Annotated in this window: 25 protein-coding genes; 23 read left to right on the top strand and 2 right to left on the bottom strand. The window is 39.0% G+C overall.

Annotated elements, in window-relative coordinates; all coding sequences use genetic code 11:
• Nucleotides 1-104: 104 nt before the first annotated feature.
• Both KO513_RS07510 and KO513_RS07505 read right to left on the bottom strand, forming a co-directional pair.
• The gene (locus KO513_RS07510) at nucleotides 105-1556 is read right to left on the bottom strand and encodes a SusD/RagB family nutrient-binding outer membrane lipoprotein (RefSeq protein ID WP_252735707.1); all 1452 of its coding nucleotides are present in this window, start codon (nucleotides 1554-1556) and stop codon (nucleotides 105-107) included.
• Nucleotides 1557-1578: 22 nt separating this feature from the next.
• Nucleotides 1579-4842, bottom strand: a complete 3264-nt coding sequence (locus KO513_RS07505; RefSeq protein WP_215912892.1) for a SusC/RagA family TonB-linked outer membrane protein — start codon at nucleotides 4840-4842, stop codon at nucleotides 1579-1581.
• A 650-nt stretch (nucleotides 4843-5492) separates the two neighbouring features.
• Here KO513_RS07505 and rpsL point away from each other — a divergent pair.
• The 23 genes from rpsL to rpmD all read left to right on the top strand — a co-directional run bounded on the left by rpsL (nucleotide 5493) and on the right by rpmD (nucleotide 17437).
• Nucleotides 5493-5867, top strand: a complete 375-nt coding sequence (gene rpsL / locus KO513_RS07500) for a 30S ribosomal protein S12 (protein WP_010519393.1) — start codon at nucleotides 5493-5495, stop codon at nucleotides 5865-5867.
• A 74-nt stretch (nucleotides 5868-5941) separates the two neighbouring features.
• Nucleotides 5942-6418 carry a 30S ribosomal protein S7 gene (gene rpsG, locus KO513_RS07495; RefSeq protein WP_013993855.1) on the top strand — a complete coding sequence of 159 codons (477 nt, stop codon included), beginning with the start codon at nucleotides 5942-5944 and terminating at the stop codon, nucleotides 6416-6418.
• A 6-nt stretch (nucleotides 6419-6424) separates the two neighbouring features.
• Nucleotides 6425-8560 (top strand): elongation factor G, encoded by a 2136-nt coding sequence (gene fusA, locus KO513_RS07490; protein ID WP_215438413.1) that lies wholly within the window; start codon nucleotides 6425-6427, stop codon nucleotides 8558-8560.
• Between the two features lie 12 nt (nucleotides 8561-8572).
• Nucleotides 8573-8878 carry a 30S ribosomal protein S10 gene (gene rpsJ, locus KO513_RS07485; protein WP_007094989.1) on the top strand — a complete coding sequence of 102 codons (306 nt, stop codon included), beginning with the start codon at nucleotides 8573-8575 and terminating at the stop codon, nucleotides 8876-8878.
• A gap of 187 nt (nucleotides 8879-9065) precedes the next feature.
• A complete protein-coding gene (rplC, locus tag KO513_RS07480) occupies nucleotides 9066-9683 on the top strand; it encodes a 50S ribosomal protein L3 (RefSeq protein ID WP_215912891.1) in 618 nt (205 codons plus the stop codon).
• The gene (gene rplD, locus KO513_RS07475; protein ID WP_215438411.1) at nucleotides 9683-10312 is read left to right on the top strand and encodes a 50S ribosomal protein L4; all 630 of its coding nucleotides are present in this window, start codon (nucleotides 9683-9685) and stop codon (nucleotides 10310-10312) included. The genes rplC and rplD overlap by 1 nt, the downstream gene beginning before the upstream one ends.
• A 6-nt stretch (nucleotides 10313-10318) precedes the next feature.
• Nucleotides 10319-10609: a 50S ribosomal protein L23 gene (rplW, locus tag KO513_RS07470; RefSeq protein WP_215438410.1), complete on the top strand. Its 291-nt coding sequence runs from the start codon at nucleotides 10319-10321 to the stop codon at nucleotides 10607-10609.
• 9 nt (nucleotides 10610-10618) lie between these two features.
• Complete coding sequence (rplB, locus tag KO513_RS07465; protein ID WP_215438409.1) at nucleotides 10619-11443, top strand: 50S ribosomal protein L2; 825 nt, start codon at nucleotides 10619-10621, stop codon at nucleotides 11441-11443.
• Nucleotides 11444-11456: 13 nt separating this feature from the next.
• Nucleotides 11457-11735, top strand: a complete 279-nt coding sequence (rpsS, locus tag KO513_RS07460) for a 30S ribosomal protein S19 (RefSeq protein ID WP_215438408.1) — start codon at nucleotides 11457-11459, stop codon at nucleotides 11733-11735.
• Between the two features lie 3 nt (nucleotides 11736-11738).
• Nucleotides 11739-12146: a 50S ribosomal protein L22 gene (gene rplV / locus KO513_RS07455; RefSeq protein ID WP_215438407.1), complete on the top strand. Its 408-nt coding sequence runs from the start codon at nucleotides 11739-11741 to the stop codon at nucleotides 12144-12146.
• A gap of 1 nt (nucleotide 12147) precedes the next feature.
• Nucleotides 12148-12870: a 30S ribosomal protein S3 gene (gene rpsC / locus KO513_RS07450; RefSeq protein WP_038238165.1), complete on the top strand. Its 723-nt coding sequence runs from the start codon at nucleotides 12148-12150 to the stop codon at nucleotides 12868-12870.
• Nucleotides 12871-12889: 19 nt separating this feature from the next.
• The gene (gene rplP, locus KO513_RS07445) at nucleotides 12890-13321 is read left to right on the top strand and encodes a 50S ribosomal protein L16 (protein ID WP_215438406.1); all 432 of its coding nucleotides are present in this window, start codon (nucleotides 12890-12892) and stop codon (nucleotides 13319-13321) included.
• 8 nt (nucleotides 13322-13329) lie between these two features.
• Entirely contained in the window at nucleotides 13330-13521 is a 192-nt protein-coding gene (rpmC, locus tag KO513_RS07440) for a 50S ribosomal protein L29 (protein WP_215438405.1), read from the top strand.
• A 13-nt stretch (nucleotides 13522-13534) separates the two neighbouring features.
• Complete coding sequence (rpsQ, locus tag KO513_RS07435; protein ID WP_013993866.1) at nucleotides 13535-13795, top strand: 30S ribosomal protein S17; 261 nt, start codon at nucleotides 13535-13537, stop codon at nucleotides 13793-13795.
• Between the two features lies 1 nt (nucleotide 13796).
• The gene (rplN, locus tag KO513_RS07430; RefSeq protein ID WP_013993867.1) at nucleotides 13797-14165 is read left to right on the top strand and encodes a 50S ribosomal protein L14; all 369 of its coding nucleotides are present in this window, start codon (nucleotides 13797-13799) and stop codon (nucleotides 14163-14165) included.
• Nucleotides 14166-14178: 13 nt separating this feature from the next.
• Nucleotides 14179-14493: a 50S ribosomal protein L24 gene (gene rplX, locus KO513_RS07425; protein WP_215912890.1), complete on the top strand. Its 315-nt coding sequence runs from the start codon at nucleotides 14179-14181 to the stop codon at nucleotides 14491-14493.
• A 3-nt stretch (nucleotides 14494-14496) separates the two neighbouring features.
• The gene (gene rplE, locus KO513_RS07420; RefSeq protein ID WP_215912889.1) at nucleotides 14497-15048 is read left to right on the top strand and encodes a 50S ribosomal protein L5; all 552 of its coding nucleotides are present in this window, start codon (nucleotides 14497-14499) and stop codon (nucleotides 15046-15048) included.
• 1 nt (nucleotide 15049) lies between these two features.
• Nucleotides 15050-15319 (top strand): 30S ribosomal protein S14, encoded by a 270-nt coding sequence (gene rpsN, locus KO513_RS07415; protein WP_013305180.1) that lies wholly within the window; start codon nucleotides 15050-15052, stop codon nucleotides 15317-15319.
• A gap of 65 nt (nucleotides 15320-15384) precedes the next feature.
• The gene (gene rpsH, locus KO513_RS07410) at nucleotides 15385-15783 is read left to right on the top strand and encodes a 30S ribosomal protein S8 (RefSeq protein WP_215438402.1); all 399 of its coding nucleotides are present in this window, start codon (nucleotides 15385-15387) and stop codon (nucleotides 15781-15783) included.
• 18 nt (nucleotides 15784-15801) lie between these two features.
• Nucleotides 15802-16344 carry a 50S ribosomal protein L6 gene (gene rplF, locus KO513_RS07405; protein ID WP_215438401.1) on the top strand — a complete coding sequence of 181 codons (543 nt, stop codon included), beginning with the start codon at nucleotides 15802-15804 and terminating at the stop codon, nucleotides 16342-16344.
• A 9-nt stretch (nucleotides 16345-16353) separates the two neighbouring features.
• Nucleotides 16354-16710, top strand: a complete 357-nt coding sequence (rplR, locus tag KO513_RS07400; protein WP_215438400.1) for a 50S ribosomal protein L18 — start codon at nucleotides 16354-16356, stop codon at nucleotides 16708-16710.
• Between the two features lie 8 nt (nucleotides 16711-16718).
• Nucleotides 16719-17243, top strand: a complete 525-nt coding sequence (gene rpsE, locus KO513_RS07395) for a 30S ribosomal protein S5 (RefSeq protein WP_215438399.1) — start codon at nucleotides 16719-16721, stop codon at nucleotides 17241-17243.
• 11 nt (nucleotides 17244-17254) lie between these two features.
• Nucleotides 17255-17437 (top strand): 50S ribosomal protein L30, encoded by a 183-nt coding sequence (gene rpmD / locus KO513_RS07390; protein ID WP_215438398.1) that lies wholly within the window; start codon nucleotides 17255-17257, stop codon nucleotides 17435-17437.
• Nucleotides 17438-17439: the final 2 nt, after the last annotated feature.

Below are 17439 nucleotides of genomic sequence, written 5' to 3'. Positions count from 1 at the left end.
GCACAGGAAAATCATGGGGAAAAGTTGGTCTTAATAGGTGTGCATTGGTAAAAAAAAACCTGCTTATATATAAGCAGGTTTCTTTAATAAATTTTAGAATATGATTATTCTACATCCCAAAAAATTCGGGAAGCTTTAGTATCTCCACCCATTGCTTCTGAAGCAGCAGCATAACTTCCGCCATTTACAGAAGGCTCATCAATTGGATAGGTATATCTTCTAGGTACGTCTTCTCCAGAAATTTCTGGAACGTTCATGGTAGGATAACCGTATAGTCTGTAAGTAGTCCATGCTTCAAATCCTCTATTGAATAAATGAATCCATTTTTGCACGGCAATTTTTTCTTGCCAAGTCGTGGCTGCGGTAGCGTAAGCTACTTCTGGCTTAGTCAAATAAGCAGTTGCAACGGCAGTAGGGGACAACTCTTGAACTTCGTCACCGGCGTTCCAGAAAACAAATGAACCTATGATGGCATTATTGTAGTGCACTTCAGCATCTGCAGGAGTTCCAACTAAACTAAGTTCTGCTGCTTCTGCTAATAAAAACTCAACTTCGGGATAATCCAATAGGATGCCTGGAGTTTCAGGTTGGTGAAATATAGACCCTAAATGGGTGTAATTTCTATACGGGGAATTTGATCCGTAAATACCTCCAATATAATCTCCATCCAAGTTGTCATCATAATATATCTTTCTTCTAGGATCTTCTAGGGAATTCATTATGTCAACATTTGTGTTTGCAGGTATAAAATCCTGGCGTCCACTTTGAACCAAATCAACCCAAACAGGATTCGTATTGGGGTCTGCGGACAAGTACTGGAAACTTGCGTTATCTGAGTTTGATTCAAAAACTCCTCCAGCAACGGCTTCTGTTGCCATAGTTGCAGCCTTACTTGGATTTACTTTTGCAATTCTAACAGCTAACCTTAACTTTAAAGAATTTGCAAATTTTACCCAGGCAGATACATCACCTCCATAAATTAAATCAGATGAGCCAAAAGATTCTTCGCCTACAGTTAACATGGCCAAGGCAACGTCTAAGTCTTCAATGATGGCGTTATAAATTTCTTCATCATCATCATATGTAGGAAGAACATTGTCAATATTAATAGCATCAGTAAATGGAACATTTCCAAAGGTGTCTACTAAAACATGATATGTGAAAACTTCTAGTATTGAAATTATAGCTAGTTGATTATCAACGACTGCAGGCGGTGTTAGTCCGGTGTCGTCTAAGTTAATCAGACGGCGAGATTCGTCAAAATCTCTTAATACATCCCTATACAGTTCATTCCAATGCGTCCCTGGTTGATCTCGAGTAATTAAATTGTAATTGGTTTCATCTGTATATGTGGTCTCCGTCCAATGTTGGGCAAAAAGCCGGAATATATTTCGGTTAACACTTGTGCTTGTCATTTGGTCGCTAAGTTGCTTGGTTGCTACAGCAAACAAAGTCTCAGGTGGAGCTTCGCCGATTTTAGCTTCTTTAGGATCTTGGTTCAAATCTCCAAAATCAGAACAAGAAGTCAGAAGTCCAACCGCTGTGATTAAAAACAAATATTTTTTCATAGTTTATTTTTTAAAATTGAAATTTCAAGTTAAATCCGTATTCCTTTTGAGCTGGATGAGCACCAGATTGATAACCTTGAATGTTACCGCTACTTAAACCAGCTTCTGGATCAGAATAAGGCATGTTCTTGTCAATAATCCAAAGATTTCTTCCAACAACAGACATTGAAATACCATTAAATGGTAATTTGTCTATAAGCTTTTTAGGAAGATTATATGATAAGGTAACCTCTCTAAGCTTAACATAACTGGCATCGTATACGTGCAATGCATTTGGCGCACGAACATATCCAAGGGCATTAGCATACGTGTCCATACTAGTTCTAGTTGTATTTGTATTTCCATCGGGATTCACACCTTCAAGTATAATACCGCCACCATCAGCAACCGGATCGCGTTTTGGGTTGCCCAATTCGTTTGTTCCGGCAGTTATATCATATATCCCTGTAGCATAACCGTACCAAGTATCTAAGGAGAATACATCTCCGCCTTTTTGAATGTCTATTAAAAAGCTAAAAGAAAAATCTTTGTATGTCAATCTATTTGTGATACCACCTTTCCAATCAGGGTTGATGTCACCTATCGGTTGCGGTGCGCTATCCACAACATAACGTCCATTATCCGGATCGATAACTTTTTCGCCATTAAGATAAGTAAAGTTAGACCCCCATATACTTCCATAAGGTTGTCCTACTGTTGCGTTAATGGAAACACCACCTTGTAAAGAAGCCATTTGAAGATTGGTCACTTCTTCACCCGTGGCTGGATTTTCGAAGAGAGATACTACTTCACTTTCATTTTTTGCCCAAGTACCGGAAATGGCCCATTCAAAATCCTCTGTTCTTACAGGAGAAACGAAAGCAGATAACTCAATACCGCTATTGTCTATTTGACCTGAGTTAACAACTACAGATTGATATCCTGTTGCCCTACTGACAGCTACTGGATATATCTGGTTTGTGGATTGAGTATTATAATAAGCTACGTCAAATCCTAACCGTTTATTGAAAAAACTTGTTTCCAATCCTACTTCGTAACTCTTCGTAAGCTCATTAACAAAATCTGGATTGGATTTTTGGTTACTAACAGAAAAGAAAGGAACTGTAAAGTTTGTTGGATTTGCGTAACTATCGTATACCCTATAAGGATTTGTGCTGTTACCTACTTCAGCATAGTTAGCTCTTAATTTGGCAAAAGTCAACCAATCTGCATCAATTAGTTGTGAAAATACAAAGGAGGTTGAAACTGCTGGATAGAAGAAACCATTGTTTTCTTCAGGTAGAGTAGACGATATGTCATAACGACCCGAAACATCTAGATAAAGTAGATTGTTGTAACCGAAAGAAGCATTTGCATAGAAACCATAATCTTTTAATTTACCTAGGTATTCCGTAGGTGGATTTAAGAGATTGACTGAGTTTCCTAAAGCATATAATCTAGGAACAGCCAGACCACCGCTGGTCTTAGCCCTTATGGATTCTATTCTTTGCTGCCTTGCTGTGGCACCTACAACTCCATCCAAACTCAGCTTCTCACTTAAATCAAAGTTGTAGTTGAATAAAAGGTCGTAATTTATTTCAGTAAAAGTTCTGTTGAATCTGCTGTATTCGGAGACATCTACACTTCCAACTGCAATACGTTCTTCCTGTAATTCTGAATAAGTGTCAAGTGAAGTTCTTCCTGTAATACTTAACCAATCCTTAGCTTTGTATGTTAGGTTAACGTTTCCAAATAATCTATTTCTAGTATCGGTTTCGTAGCTTTCATATAGAACGAAGTAGGGATTGTTGAAGAAAATAGGTTTTCTGCCACCCTCGGTTAAGGGGTCTCCACCATAGTTCCAGCTTACATTTCTACCTGTCGTTAGATATGCTTGCTCTTGTGCGGCGATATCAACGTTGGTTTGGTACCATTGCCTGTAGCTTTGTGCTATGTTTTTTCCGTCATAGCCGGTACCGCTACGTCCTTTACCATCAGTTTTTGTAAATGTAGCTTTAACGCCAACGGTAAATTTATCTGATAAATCTTGCGAACCGTTAAAATCAATCGAATTTCGCTGCAATTGACTATTTGGGTAGATACCTGTCTGATCTAAATTCGTATATCCCAATCTAAAAGACCCCGTGTCACTGCCAGCAGAAACAGAAATGCTATTATTTAGTGTAACACCTGTATTGAAGATTTGGGAAAAGTCATTCTTCCCGGCTACATAAGGAGTTGCTTGAAGATAATTAGGTGATTCAGGGTAAAAAGCGTCCCATTGATATACTAACAGACTTGGGTCAAAGGCAGCACCAAATGAAGCGTCTTCAGTAAAAACAGTAGTTAGGTCATCCAATCCATCTCCATCTATATCTTGTTCAAAGAAATATCCCCCAGGACCATCGTAATAAGGACCGTAACCTGCACCATATTCGGTCTGGTATTTAGGAAAAGTATCTTTGTCATAATTGCTAAAAGTTATTCCAGAATTTACCGTAAAGCCTAGACCTTTCTTCCTTTTCCCCGTTTTAGTGGTAATAATGATAACTCCATTGGCTGCTCGGTAACCGTAAAGGTTGGATGCTGCGGCCCCTTTCAGAACGTTGATTGTTTCAATATCTTCAGGATTGATGTCCATTGCGGCATTACCGAAATCATAACCGCCCCTTCCAGAGGTTTGGTCATTAGTTGCAGTGTCGAAACTAGACGAACTAGAATTGCTCAAATTGCTCACAGGGGTTCCGTCAATTACAAACAACGGTTGGTTGTTTCCGGTAATAGATGTGTAGCCTCTAAGGACAATATTGGATGACCCCCCTAAAGTGTTACTTTTCTTAATATCCAGACCTGCAACCTTACCCGAAAGCGAATTTACGAAGTTCGTTTCTTTTGCGGTGTTAACCTCATCGCCCCCAACGTTGGTTGTCGCGTAACCAAGAGCTTTTTTCTCCCTTTTGATACCCAAAGCGGTTACCACAACCTCGTCAAGTGCCTGGGCATCCTCGGACATTTGAAGGTTGATAGTGTTTGAGGTTCCAACAGCACGGGTCTCATTTTTGTATCCAATATACGAGAATACTAATGATTGGCCTTCACTAGCCGAAATGGCGTAGTTACCGTCAAAATCTGTTTGGGTACCATTTGTTGTACCTTGAACAACAATGTTAACTCCCGGCAGTGGTAGACCATCTTGGTCGGATACCGTACCGGTAATCGATTTGTTTTGTGCAAATGAAATCTGCACAATTAACGCCAAAAACAGCGTTAACAATCCTTTTTGTTTTGCTCTCATTTTATAATTATTTGAATTAGCTAGCGCCAAAAATCATAATTTCACGTTAATAATCCAATTTTTTTTAACTCTAAATTATGCATGCATAGGTTTTTGGGTGTGATATTATGAGGTTTTAGTGTATATATTTAGTAAAATCACACAGTTTGTTAAGTTAAAGTTATAGAAAAAACGATTTTTAAGTTCCTTTGATGAAAAGGGTTGTTGGTTTGTGTTAAAAAAATTAGAATTATTCAATTATGTCGATTTTTAGTGATTTTTGGCAAAATATGATTGATTTAAGACTAATTTAATAGGAATAATCCTAATAAAATATGAAATCCATTGGTTATTTGCCATTTCTAGCTTGTTTTTAAATCCATGGTGACACTTTTTTATTGGTGTGGCTGTCTTTGATATTGATGGATGGTTATCTTGTTTTGTATGATGATGATTATAGTTGAATTGTCAAAATTTGGTAATTGTGTACTATTTATTTTATGGTGCTTTTTGTGGGATGAATATGGTTTCGGTTACTGTCTTAAAACTTTATGAAAAATTGGAGGAAATAAAAATCTTGAAAATTAATCCCAAACTATTTGAATTTCTGCGAAATAGTCTTACATTTGCCGACCCTTAAACAAGGGGTTATTTATACATATATAATTAGTATGCCAACAATTTCACAATTAGTACGAAAAGGAAGGTCCACGATTACTAAGAAGAGTAAATCGGCGGCTTTGGATTCGTGTCCTCAAAGAAGAGGTGTTTGTACTCGTGTTTATACGACTACACCTAAGAAGCCAAACTCAGCTATGAGAAAAGTAGCAAGGGTTAGGTTGACCAATGGTAAGGAAGTAAACGCTTACATACCTGGAGAAGGACATAACCTCCAAGAGCACTCGATAGTATTAGTAAGGGGCGGAAGGGTAAAGGATTTGCCAGGTGTTAGATATCACATCGTTAGAGGTGCTTTGGATACTGCAGGTGTTGCAGGAAGAACTCAACGTAGATCTAAGTATGGTGCAAAACGCCCTAAGAAGTAAATGAACAAAGAGTTATGGGTGAATGTTGAGATGTAAGTTTCAATTATAGATTCCAAGCTCTAAATTATTAAGTAATGAGAAAAAGACAGGCAAAGAAAAGACCACTTTTACCAGATCCAAGATTTAACGATCAATTGGTGACACGTTTTGTTAATATGATGATGTGGGACGGTAAAAAGTCAATCGCTTTTAGTGTTTTCTATGATGCGATGGATATTGTAGAAGAAAAAAAGACCGATGACGAAAAAACTGCTTTAGAGCTTTGGAAGGATGCCCTTTCAAATGTTATGCCTCATGTTGAGGTTAGAAGTAGAAGAGTAGGTGGTGCTACATTTCAAATTCCAATGCAAATTAGACCTGATCGTAAGATTTCCACTGCGATGAAATGGTTGATTAGTTTCGCTAGAAAGCGTAATGAAAAAGGAATGGCACAAAAATTAGCAGCTGAAGTTCTTGCCGCTTCGAAAGAAGAAGGTGCAGCGGTTAAAAAGAGAGTAGATACACATAAAATGGCAGAGGCTAATAAAGCTTTTTCACACTTTAGATTCTAATCAGAAATGGCAAGAGATTTAAAATTTACAAGAAACATAGGTATTGCTGCTCATATTGATGCTGGTAAGACAACAACAACAGAGCGTATACTTTTTTATACAGGTGTTAGTCATAAAATAGGTGAGGTGCATGATGGTGCGGCTACTATGGACTGGATGGAGCAGGAGCAAGAGCGTGGTATTACCATTACTTCTGCTGCAACAACATGTACATGGAAATTTCCAATGGAAAACGCAAAACCATTGCCTGATACCAAGGATTATCACTTTAATATAATAGATACTCCGGGACACGTTGATTTTACGGTTGAAGTTAACCGTTCTCTACGTGTTTTGGATGGTTTGGTTTTTCTTTTTAGTGCAGTTGATGGTGTAGAGCCTCAGTCTGAGACTAACTGGAGGTTGGCCGATAACTATAAAGTGCCTCGTATTGGTTTTGTTAACAAAATGGATCGTCAAGGTTCTAACTTTTTGAACGTGTGTAAGCAGGTTAAGGAGATGTTAGGGTCAAATGCTGTTCCAATTGTATTGCCTATTGGTGATGAAGCTGACTTTAGAGGTATTGTTGATTTGGCTAAAAACAGAGCAATAGTTTGGCACGAAGAAGGTTTCGGGTCAACTTTTGATGTTGTTGATATTCCAGAGGAAATGAAAGCTGAGGTTAAGGAGTATAGAGCTGCCTTGATCGAAGCGGTTGCGGAGTATGATGAGGAGTTGATGGAAAAATTCTTTGAAGATGAGGATTCTATCACGGAAGAGGAAGTTCATGCTGCATTAAGAGCTGCTGTAATGGATAGGGCTATTATCCCTATGGTCTGTGGTTCTTCATTTAAAAATAAAGGTGTTCAATTCTTGTTGGATGCTGTTTGTAGATATTTGCCTTCTCCTGTAGATAAGGATGCCATTGTTGGTGTAAATCCTGAAACTGGACAAGAAGAGTCTAGAAAACCTAGTGTAAAGGAGCCTTTCGCGGCTTTAGCTTTTAAAATTGCTACGGATCCATTTGTTGGTAGATTGGCGTTCTTTAGAACGTATTCTGGTCGTTTGGATGCTGGTTCTTATATATTGAACAATCGTTCAGGTAAAAAAGAACGTATTTCACGTATTTATCAAATGCATTCCAATAAACAAAACGCTATCGATTTTATCGAAGCTGGGGATATTGGGGCTGCGGTAGGTTTTAAGGATATTAAAACAGGTGATACAATGTCTGCTGAAAAGCATCCTATTGTATTGGAGAGTATGGACTTTCCTGATCCTGTAATTGGTATTGCTGTTGAGCCAAAAACTAAGGTTGATGTAGATAAGTTGGGTATGGCTTTGGCTAAATTAGCTGAAGAAGATCCTACATTCCAAGTGAAAACAGATGAGGCTTCAGGTCAGACAATTATTTCTGGTATGGGTGAGCTTCACTTGGATATTATTGTTGACCGTTTGAAACGTGAGTTCAAAGTAGAGGTAAACCAAGGTGAGCCACAGGTTGAGTACAAAGAGGCGCTTACTAAAATGGCTGCGCACAGAGAAACTTATAAGAAGCAATCTGGTGGTCGTGGTAAGTTTGGTGATATTGTATTTGAAATGAGTCCTGCAGATGAGGATTTCGAAGGAGAAGGGTTGCAGTTTGTTGATGAGATAAAAGGTGGTCGTATTCCTAAGGAATTTATTCCTTCTGTAGAAAAAGGATTTGCGGCTGCAATGCTTAATGGTCCATTGGCCGGATTTGAAATGGATTCAATGAAGGTTGTTTTAAAGGATGGTTCTTTCCACCCTGTGGATTCTGATGCACTTTCTTTTGAGCTTGCAGCAAAAATGGGATATAAAGCTGCTGGTAAAGCTGCTGGTGCCGTAATTATGGAGCCAATCATGAAAATCGAGGTGTTAACACCGGAAGAGAACATGGGTGATATAGTTGGTGATTTGAATCGTAGAAGAGGAACTATCTCTAGTATGAGTGATAGAGCTGGAGCTAAAGTTATTAAAGGTGAGGTGCCATTATCGGAAATGTTCGGTTATGTTACTTCTCTAAGAACACTTTCTTCGGGTAGAGCAACCTCTACAATGGAATTCTCTCACTATGCTGAGACTCCGTCAAATATTTCAGAACAGGTTATTAAGGCAGCAAAAGGTGTTACAACCGCTTAATTTTTTAGAAAGATGAGCCAGAAAATAAGGATAAAATTAAAATCTTACGATCACAATTTGGTGGATAAGTCTGCTGAAAAAATCGTAAAAACGGTAAAAACTACCGGAGCTGTGGTAACTGGACCTATTCCTTTGCCAACGCATAAGAAAATATTTACAGTATTGCGTTCGCCGCACGTAAATAAGAAGTCTAGAGAGCAATTCCAACTTAGTTCTTACAAGAGATTGTTGGATATCTATAGTTCTTCATCAAAAACTATTGATGCCCTTATGAAGTTAGAGCTTCCTAGTGGTGTTGAGGTTGAGATAAAAGTATAGTTATAACCCGTCCGGTTAGGATGGGGGACATGTCCCGAGCTGCGTGCGAGGGAAAAACGGAGAAAAACAATCAGGGTTGAATTGTTTTGACCCTGTTTTTTTGTCCCATAGTTAATGAGTATTTAATAAGTATATATAAACGGAAGGCGGGTTTGTGAAAATCTGAATTCCATAATCTAAAATCAGTATGTCTGGGTTAATTGGAAAAAAAGTAGGCATGACCAGCATCTTTGACGAGAACGGGAAGAACATTCCTTGTACTGTTATAGAAGCAGGACCATGTGTAGTTACCCAAGTCAGAACCGAAGAGGTTGATGGGTATAGTGCTCTTCAACTTGGTTTCGATGACAAGGCAGATAAGCGTGCTAATAAGGCCGAAGCAGGTCATTTTAAAAAGGCAGGTACATCTCCTAAGAAGAAAGTCGTTGAATTTCAAGGTTTTGATGAAGGTTACAAATTGGGTGACACAGTAGGTGTTGACGTATTTGTAGAAGGAGAATTTGTAGATGTTATTGGTACGTCTAAGGGTAAAGGTTTTCAAGGTGTTGTAAAGCGCCACGGATTTGGTGGTGTAGGTCAAGCGACCCATGGTCAGCATAACCGTTTGAGAGCTCCTGGTTCCATTGGTGCCGCATCTTATCCTGCTAGAGTTTTTAAAGGAATGAAAATGGCCGGAAGAATGGGTGGTGATAGAGTTACCGTTCAGAACCTTAGAGTGTTAAAGGTAGTGCCGGAGAAGAATCTTTTAGTTGTAAAAGGTGCGGTTCCAGGTCATAAGAATGCTTACGTAACTATCGAGAAGTAATGAAGGTAGCAGTTTTAGATATCAAAGGAAAAGAAACAGGTAGAAAGGCAGACCTTTCTGATGCTGTTTTTGCAATAGAGCCAAATGATCACGCCGTGTACCTGGATGTTAAGCAGTACTTAGCACACCAGAGACAAGGTACGCACAAATCTAAGGAGCGTGCGGAAATTGCGGGTAGTACTCGTAAGATCAAAAAGCAAAAAGGAACTGGTACAGCGCGTGCCGGTAGTATTAAATCTCCTATTTTTAGAGGTGGTGGTAGAATTTTTGGACCAAGACCAAAGGATTACGGACAAAAGTTGAACAAAAACGTTAAGCGTTTGGCTCGTAAATCTGCTTTGAGTATTAAGTCTAAGGAGCAAGCAATTTTAGTTGTTGAAGACTTTAATTTTGATACGCCAAAGACTAAGGATTTTAAAGGTGTTTTGAAGTCTTTAGGGCTTGAAAACAAAAAATCGTTGTTTGTCTTGGGTGATTCAAATAATAGCGTATATTTGTCTTCGCGAAATTTGAAAGGTTCCGAAGTTGTAACTTCCTCAGAAATAAGCACTTACAAAATTCTTAATGCAAACAGTATCGTATTGCTTGAGGGTGCTTTAGAAGGATTGGAGTCAAACTTAACAAAATAGAAAGCCATGAGTGTGTTGATAAAACCAATAATAACGGAAAAAATGACCGCCGAAAGCGAGTTGTACAATCGTTATGGTTTCATAGTTGATCCAAGGGCCAACAAGATTCAGATTAAAGACGCGGTAGAGGCAACTTACGGTGTTTCGGTAAAGAGTGTACGTACCATGAATTATGGTCCGTCTAGAAAAACGCGTTTCACCAAGACTGGAGTACAGCATGGTAAGACTAATGCAATTAAAAAAGCAATAGTTGATGTGGTTGAAGGTGATGCTATTGATTTTTACAGTAATCTATAAAGACAAGAAATGTCAGTTAGAAAATTAAAACCCATAACCCCCGGACAGCGTTTTAGAGTAGTAAATGGTTTTGACGCCATTACTGCTGATAAGCCGGAGAAGAGCTTGCTCGCTCCGTTAAAAAAATCGGGAGGAAGAAACAGTCAAGGAAAAATGACCATTCGCCATAGAGGTGGTGGGCATAAGAGAAGGTATCGTGTAATAGATTTCAAGAGGGATAAGCAAGATGTTGCTGCTACTGTTGAGTCAATTCAGTACGATCCAAACAGAACGGCTTTTATTGCATTGTTGAAGTATGCTGATGGTGAGAAAAGATACATCATTGCTCAAAACGGATTGCAAGTAGGTCAAGAGGTTGCTTCTGGTAGTAATGTTGCTCCTGAAATTGGAAATGCATTGCCAATAAGCGAGATACCGTTAGGTACTATTATTTCTTGTATAGAATTACGACCTGGTCAAGGAGCTGTTATGGCTAGAAGTGCAGGTACTTTTGCTCAGTTAATGGCAAAAGACGGTAAGTTCGTTACGGTTAAAATGCCTTCAGGTGAAACTAGGTTGATTTTGTCTACGTGTATGGCTACGATTGGAGCTATTTCAAACTCCGATCATCAGTTATTGGTGTCTGGTAAAGCAGGTAGAAGTAGATGGTTGGGTAGAAGACCTAGAACTAGACCTGTAGCTATGAACCCTGTTGATCACCCAATGGGTGGTGGTGAAGGTAGGGCTTCTGGTGGTCATCCAAGATCAAGAAACGGAATTCCGGCTAAAGGTTATAGAACGCGTACTAGAACCAAGAAGACGAATAAGTATATTCTAGAACGTAGAAAGAAATAAAAAGTAAGAAACAATGGCACGATCGTTAAAAAAAGGACCTTACGTTCATTATAGTTTGGATAAAAAAATCCAGCAAAGCGTTTCTTCTGGAAAGAAGAGCGTTATAAAAACGTGGTCAAGAGCATCGATGATAACACCTGATTTTGTAGGTCAGACAATAGCTGTGCACAACGGAAGGCAGTTTGTTCCTGTTTTCGTTACAGAGAATATGGTAGGTCATAAATTAGGCGAATTTTCTCCAACAAGATCTTTTAGAGGTCATGCAGGAGCCAAGAACAAAGGAAAAAAGTAAGCTATGGGAGTTCGAAAAAAACAGATGGCCGAAAGAATTAAGGCTGAGAAAAAGCAGATAGCGTTCGCTAAATTGAACAACTGTCCTACGTCTCCTAGAAAAATGCGCTTGGTTGCGGATTTGGTTAGAGGTGTAAAAGTAGAGCAAGCATTGGCAATACTGCGTTTTAATCCAAAGGAAGCTTCTCGTAAACTAGAGAAATTGTTGCTTTCTGCCTTGGCAAACTGGCAATCTAAAAATGAGGATGCTAGTGTAGAGGATGCGGATCTTTTTGTAAAGGAAATTCGTGTTGATGGTGGTAGTATGTTGAAAAGATTGCGTCCGGCCCCACAGGGTAGAGCGCATAGAATTAGAAAACGTTCCAACCATGTTACATTGGTGTTGGGGTCTAATAATAATATAGAAAGCTAGAATGGGACAGAAAACAAATCCGATAGGGAATCGTCTAGGAATTATCAGAGGATGGGAATCTAACTGGTACGGTGGAAACGATTATGGAGATAAACTAGCTGAGGACGATAAAATACGTAAATATATTCATGCGCGTTTGGCCAAGGCTAGCGTTTCTAGAGTAATTATAGAGCGTACTTTAAAGTTGATTACAATAACTGTGACTACTGCAAGACCTGGTATTATTATCGGTAAAGGTGGTCAAGAGGTGGATAAGCTTAAAGAAGAGCTTAAGAAAATCACCAATAAAGAGGTTCAGATCAATATTTATGAGATCAAGAGGCCTGAGTTGGATGCAAATTTGGTGGCGGCTAGTGTTGCTCGTCAAATTGAAAGCAGAATTTCTTTTAGAAGAGCTATTAAAATGGCTATTGCTGCGGCAATGAGAATGAATGCTGAAGGAATCAAAATTCAGATTTCTGGTCGTTTGAACGGTGCTGAGATGGCGCGTTCAGAGTCTTATAAAGATGGTCGTATTCCATTATCTACTTTCCGTGCAGATATCGATTATGCTTTGCATGAAGCACAAACGACTTACGGTAAACTGGGTATCAAGGTTTGGATCATGAAAGGTGAAGTGTACGGCAAGCGTGAATTGTCTCCGTTGGTGGGTATGACTAAAGGTCAGTCTTCAAAAGGTGGTGATAAACGTGAAGGCGGAAGAAAGCAACGTCGTAGAAAGTAATTTTTTAAAGAAGTAAACAATGTTACAACCTAAAAGAACCAAGTTTCGTAAGATGCAAAAGGGCCGCATGAAAGGCAATGCGGGTAGAGGTTTCCAATTGTCTAATGGAATGTTCGGCATCAAAACTTTGGATTCAAAATTTATAACGTCACGTCAGATCGAGGCAGCTCGTATCGCGGCTACTAGATATATGAAAAGGCAAGGCCAGTTATGGATAAAAATATTTCCAGACAAGCCTATTACCAAAAAACCTCTCGAGGTTCGTATGGGTAAAGGTAAAGGTGCTCCTGAGTATTTTGTAGCGGTCGTTAAGCCTGGAAGAGTTTTATTTGAAGTTGCTGGTGTACCTATGGATGTTGCTAAGGAAGCATTGAGGTTGGCGGCACAAAAGTTACCTGTTAAGACAAAATTTATTGTGGCACGTGACTACGTTGATCAAGATTTAATCTAAGTTGTACCATGAAAAACAAAGAAATTAAAGAATTGTCTGTAGAAGAGCTTAAGCAAAAGCTGGCTGAGTTTAAAAAGGAGACTGCGAATCTTAAAATTGCGCACTATGTGACGCCTCTTGAGAATCCGCTTCAAATCAGAAAGGCAAGAAGAACGGTAGCTAGATTAGCAACGGAATTAACTAATAGGGAAAACCAATAACTGGTTCGGCTTTATGGAAGAAAAAAGAAACTTAAGAAAAGAGAGGATAGGGGTTGTAACCAGTAACAAAATGGAGAAATCTATTGTTGTGGCCGAGGTAAAGCGAGTAAAGCACCCTATGTACGGTAAGTTCGTTTTGAAGACGAAAAAATACGTTGCTCATGATGAAAAGAATGATTGTAACGAAGGTGATACCGTTAAGATAATGGAGACACGCCCGTTAAGCAAGACTAAAACTTGGCGTTTAGTAGAAATCTTAGAAAGAGCTAAATAATATGTTACAGCAAGAATCAAGATTAAAGGTAGCGGACAACACAGGGGCAAAAGAAGTTTTGACCATTCGTGTACTTGGTGGTACCAAGAGAAGATACGCTAGCATCGGAGATAAAATCGTTGTTACGGTTAAGGAAGCTACGCCAAACGGAGGTATCAAAAAAGGTGCTGTTTCTACGGCGGTAGTTGTTAGAACAAAGAAAGAAGTTAGAAGACCTGATGGTTCATATATTCGTTTCGATGACAATGCTTGTGTATTGTTGAATCCAACGGGAGAAATGAGAGGAACCCGTGTTTTTGGTCCGGTTGCCCGCGAGTTACGCGATAAGCAATTCATGAAAATTGTTTCATTGGCCCCAGAGGTACTATAATATTATAGCAAGCATGAAAAAGTTAAAAATTAAAACAGGAGATACAGTTCGTATCGTTGCTGGGGACCATAAAGGAACCGAAGGCAAGGTAATGAGCGTAGATCTTGAAAAGAACAAAGCCATCATAGAAGGTGCTAATATGGTTTCTAAGCATCAGAAGCCTAGTGCGCAAAACCCTCAGGGTGGTATCGTTAAAAAAGAAGCTCCTATCCATATTTCCAATCTTGCCCTTATTGATGCAAAATCAGGTGAGACAACAAGAGTAGGGTACGAGGTTAGAGACGGAAAGAAAGTCCGGTTTTCTAAGAAATCCAATGAAGTAATATAAGTTATGGCTTACGTTTCGAGGTTAAAAAAAGAATATGGTGAGCGTATAGTAGATGCGCTTAAAGAAGAGTTTGGTTACAAGAATGTAATGCAGGTGCCAAAACTTGAGAAGATAGTTGTTAGTAGAGGTGTAGGAGCCGCTGTTGCAGATAAGAAACTTATCGATCATGCAGTAGATGAGTTGACCAATATTACAGGTCAAAGAGCTGTAGCTACTCTATCTAAGAAGGATGTTGCTGCGTTTAAGTTGCGTAAGGGTATGCCTATTGGCGCCAAAGTAACTTTACGTGGTGAGCGTATGTACGAATTTTTGGATCGTTTAATTACAAGTGCATTGCCACGTGTTCGTGATTTTCAAGGTATTAAAGCTACAGGTTTTGATGGTCGTGGAAATTATAGCCTAGGTGTAACGGAGCAAATAATCTTTCCTGAAATCAATATTGATAAAATCAATAGAATTGACGGAATGGATATTACCTTTGTTACTTCTGCTGAAACGGACAAAGAAGCAAAATCATTATTAACAGAATTAGGATTACCTTTTAAAAAGAACTAGTATGGCTAAAGAATCAATGAAAGCCCGTGAGCGCAAAAGGGCAAAGACTGTTGCTAAATATGCCGAGAAAAGAAAGGCTTTGAAAGAAGCTGGAGATTACGAAGCATTGCAAAAGTTGCCAAAGAATGCATCACCTGTTCGTATGCACAATCGTTGCAAGTTAACAGGTAGACCAAAAGGTTACATGAGAACTTTTGGTATCTCTAGGGTTACCTTCAGAGAAATGGCCAACCAAGGTCTTATACCAGGTGTTAAAAAGGCAAGCTGGTAGAATTATTGAATAACTGGTTTCAGGTTCGTTAATGAAAACGAAAACCGTTACCGAATTATATACAGATGGTTACAGATACTATAGCAGATTACCTAACGAGAGTTAGAAACGCCAGCAGAGCTGGTCACAGAGTGGTAGAGATACCTTCTTCCAAGGTGAAGAAAGAGATGACTAAAATATTGTTCGATCAGGGCTATATTTTAAGTTACAAGTTTGAGGAAGATAAAGTTCAGGGTACCATTAAGATTGCCTTGAAATATGACAAGGCAACAAAGGAGCCTGTTATTAAGAAAATACAAAGAGTTAGTAAGCCAGGTTTACGTAAGTATGCAGGAGCTGAAAACTTACCAAGAGTCTTGAACGGCTTAGGGATAGCGATAGTATCGACCTCTCATGGGGTTATGACTAGCAAGCAGGCAAAAAATGAGAATGTAGGTGGCGAGGTGCTTTGCTACGTATATTAATAGGATAAATAGTAAGAAATGTCAAGAATTGGTAATAATCCGGTAGCTATTCCTGAAGGGGTTACTGTTGAGGTAAAGGAAAACGAGGTTGTCGTAAAGGGCAAGTTGGGTGAGCTTACTCAAGAGTTTTCTGCCGTCGAGATAAAAATTGAAGAGAACCAGGTTTGGGTAACTAGACCGTCAGATTCTAAAGAGCATAAGGCAAAGCATGGTCTTTACCGTTCGCTAGTTAGAAATATGATCGAAGGTGTTTCTAAAGGTTGGACAAAAGAATTAGAACTTGTAGGTGTGGGTTACCGTGCCAGTAATCAAGGTCAGAAATTAGATATCGCCTTAGGATTTTCACACAATATAGTAATAGACATAGCTCCAGAGGTTAAGGTTGAAACTGTATCTGAGAAAGGAAAGAATCCAATTGTAAAATTGACATCTTTCGACAAACAATTGGTGGGTCAGATTGCCGCTAAAATACGAGGCTTCCGTAAGCCTGAGCCTTACAAAGGAAAAGGTGTTAAGTTTGTTGGCGAGCAATTAAGAAGAAAAGCAGGTAAATCAGCTTAATAGTATATCATGGGATTATCAACAAGCGAAAGAAAGCAGAGAATACGGAGAAGAATCAGAAAGGTTTCCAATGGAACAGCGGAAAGACCTAGATTATCCGTTTTTAGAAGTAATAAAGAAATTTATGCTCAAGTTATAGATGATACAAAAGGGGCTACATTAGCTTTCGTATCTTCTAGAGATAAAGATTTGGCAAAAGAAAAAGGTACTAAAATTGAAATTGCAAACCTTGTTGGCAAGGCTATAGCTGCTAAGTGTAAAGAAGCAGGTATTGAAAAAGTTGCTTTTGATAGAGGTGGTAACCTTTACCACGGAAGAGTGAAATCTTTAGCTGAAGGCGCAAGGGAAGCAGGACTTAATTTTTAAATAGTAGTATGTACCAGAAATATAAAAACGTAGAGACCGTAAAACCCGGTGGGTTGGAACTTAAAGATAGATTGGTAGGCATACAACGTGTTACCAAAGTTACTAAAGGTGGTAGAGCTTTTGGTTTTTCAGCTATAGTTGTTGTAGGTGATGAAAACGGAGTTGTTGGTCACGGTTTAGGAAAATCTAAAGAAGTAGCAACTGCTATTGCCAAGGCTATTGAAGATGCAAAAAAGAACTTGATCCGTATCCCTTTGAACAAGGCAACATTGCCTCATGAACAAAAAGGGAAATTTGGTGGAGCTCGTGTATATATCCAACCGGCATCTCATGGTACCGGTGTTATTGCAGGTGGTGCCGTAAGAGCGGTATTGGAAGCAGTTGGCGTACAAGATGTATTGTCTAAGTCTCAAGGTTCTTCTAACCCTCATAATGTGGTTAAAGCTACTTTTGATGCACTTTTACAACTAAGGGATGCTAGAACTGTAGCTGGTCAAAGAGGAGTTTCTCTTGAAAAAGTTTTTAAAGGATAAGTAGAAATATTATGGCAAAGAAAATTCTGGTAAAACAGTTAAAGAGCAGCATCAAAAGGCCACAGAACCAAAAGCGTACATTGTCCGCTTTAGGTCTTAAGAAAATTGGTCAAGTAGTAGAGCATGATGCCACGCCGAATATACTCGGTATGATAGCAAAAGTTGAACATTTGGTTTCCACTGAGGAAGCTTAAAT

Origin of the sequence: Zobellia sp. B3R18 (genome assembly GCF_018860715.1) — a bacterium.
In the GTDB taxonomy this organism is placed as follows: domain Bacteria; phylum Bacteroidota; class Bacteroidia; order Flavobacteriales; family Flavobacteriaceae; genus Zobellia; species Zobellia russellii.
Note: the sequence above shows the minus strand (reverse complement) of the source record. Positions and strands in the feature narration are given on the sequence as shown.

Bases quoted from the DNA above. Each gene is read 5' to 3' on its own strand.
- KO513_RS07505 (WP_215912892.1), bottom strand. From the start codon at position 4,842: ATGAGAGCAAAACAAAAAGGATTGTTAACGCTGTTTTTGGCGTTAATT.
- rpsL (WP_010519393.1), top strand. From the start codon at position 5,493: ATGCCAACAATTTCACAATTAGTACGAAAAGGAAGGTCCACGATTACT.
- rpsG (WP_013993855.1), top strand. From the start codon at position 5,942: ATGAGAAAAAGACAGGCAAAGAAAAGACCACTTTTACCAGATCCAAGA.
- fusA (WP_215438413.1), top strand. From the start codon at position 6,425: ATGGCAAGAGATTTAAAATTTACAAGAAACATAGGTATTGCTGCTCAT.
- rpsJ (WP_007094989.1), top strand. From the start codon at position 8,573: ATGAGCCAGAAAATAAGGATAAAATTAAAATCTTACGATCACAATTTG.
- rplC (WP_215912891.1), top strand. From the start codon at position 9,066: ATGTCTGGGTTAATTGGAAAAAAAGTAGGCATGACCAGCATCTTTGAC.
- rplD (WP_215438411.1), top strand. From the start codon at position 9,683: ATGAAGGTAGCAGTTTTAGATATCAAAGGAAAAGAAACAGGTAGAAAG.
- rplW (WP_215438410.1), top strand. From the start codon at position 10,319: ATGAGTGTGTTGATAAAACCAATAATAACGGAAAAAATGACCGCCGAA.
- rplB (WP_215438409.1), top strand. From the start codon at position 10,619: ATGTCAGTTAGAAAATTAAAACCCATAACCCCCGGACAGCGTTTTAGA.
- rpsS (WP_215438408.1), top strand. From the start codon at position 11,457: ATGGCACGATCGTTAAAAAAAGGACCTTACGTTCATTATAGTTTGGAT.
- rplV (WP_215438407.1), top strand. From the start codon at position 11,739: ATGGGAGTTCGAAAAAAACAGATGGCCGAAAGAATTAAGGCTGAGAAA.
- rpsC (WP_038238165.1), top strand. From the start codon at position 12,148: ATGGGACAGAAAACAAATCCGATAGGGAATCGTCTAGGAATTATCAGA.
- rplP (WP_215438406.1), top strand. From the start codon at position 12,890: ATGTTACAACCTAAAAGAACCAAGTTTCGTAAGATGCAAAAGGGCCGC.
- rpmC (WP_215438405.1), top strand. From the start codon at position 13,330: ATGAAAAACAAAGAAATTAAAGAATTGTCTGTAGAAGAGCTTAAGCAA.
- rpsQ (WP_013993866.1), top strand. From the start codon at position 13,535: ATGGAAGAAAAAAGAAACTTAAGAAAAGAGAGGATAGGGGTTGTAACC.
- rplN (WP_013993867.1), top strand. From the start codon at position 13,797: ATGTTACAGCAAGAATCAAGATTAAAGGTAGCGGACAACACAGGGGCA.
- rplX (WP_215912890.1), top strand. From the start codon at position 14,179: ATGAAAAAGTTAAAAATTAAAACAGGAGATACAGTTCGTATCGTTGCT.
- rplE (WP_215912889.1), top strand. From the start codon at position 14,497: ATGGCTTACGTTTCGAGGTTAAAAAAAGAATATGGTGAGCGTATAGTA.
- rpsN (WP_013305180.1), top strand. From the start codon at position 15,050: ATGGCTAAAGAATCAATGAAAGCCCGTGAGCGCAAAAGGGCAAAGACT.
- rpsH (WP_215438402.1), top strand. From the start codon at position 15,385: ATGGTTACAGATACTATAGCAGATTACCTAACGAGAGTTAGAAACGCC.
- rplF (WP_215438401.1), top strand. From the start codon at position 15,802: ATGTCAAGAATTGGTAATAATCCGGTAGCTATTCCTGAAGGGGTTACT.
- rplR (WP_215438400.1), top strand. From the start codon at position 16,354: ATGGGATTATCAACAAGCGAAAGAAAGCAGAGAATACGGAGAAGAATC.
- rpsE (WP_215438399.1), top strand. From the start codon at position 16,719: ATGTACCAGAAATATAAAAACGTAGAGACCGTAAAACCCGGTGGGTTG.
- rpmD (WP_215438398.1), top strand. From the start codon at position 17,255: ATGGCAAAGAAAATTCTGGTAAAACAGTTAAAGAGCAGCATCAAAAGG.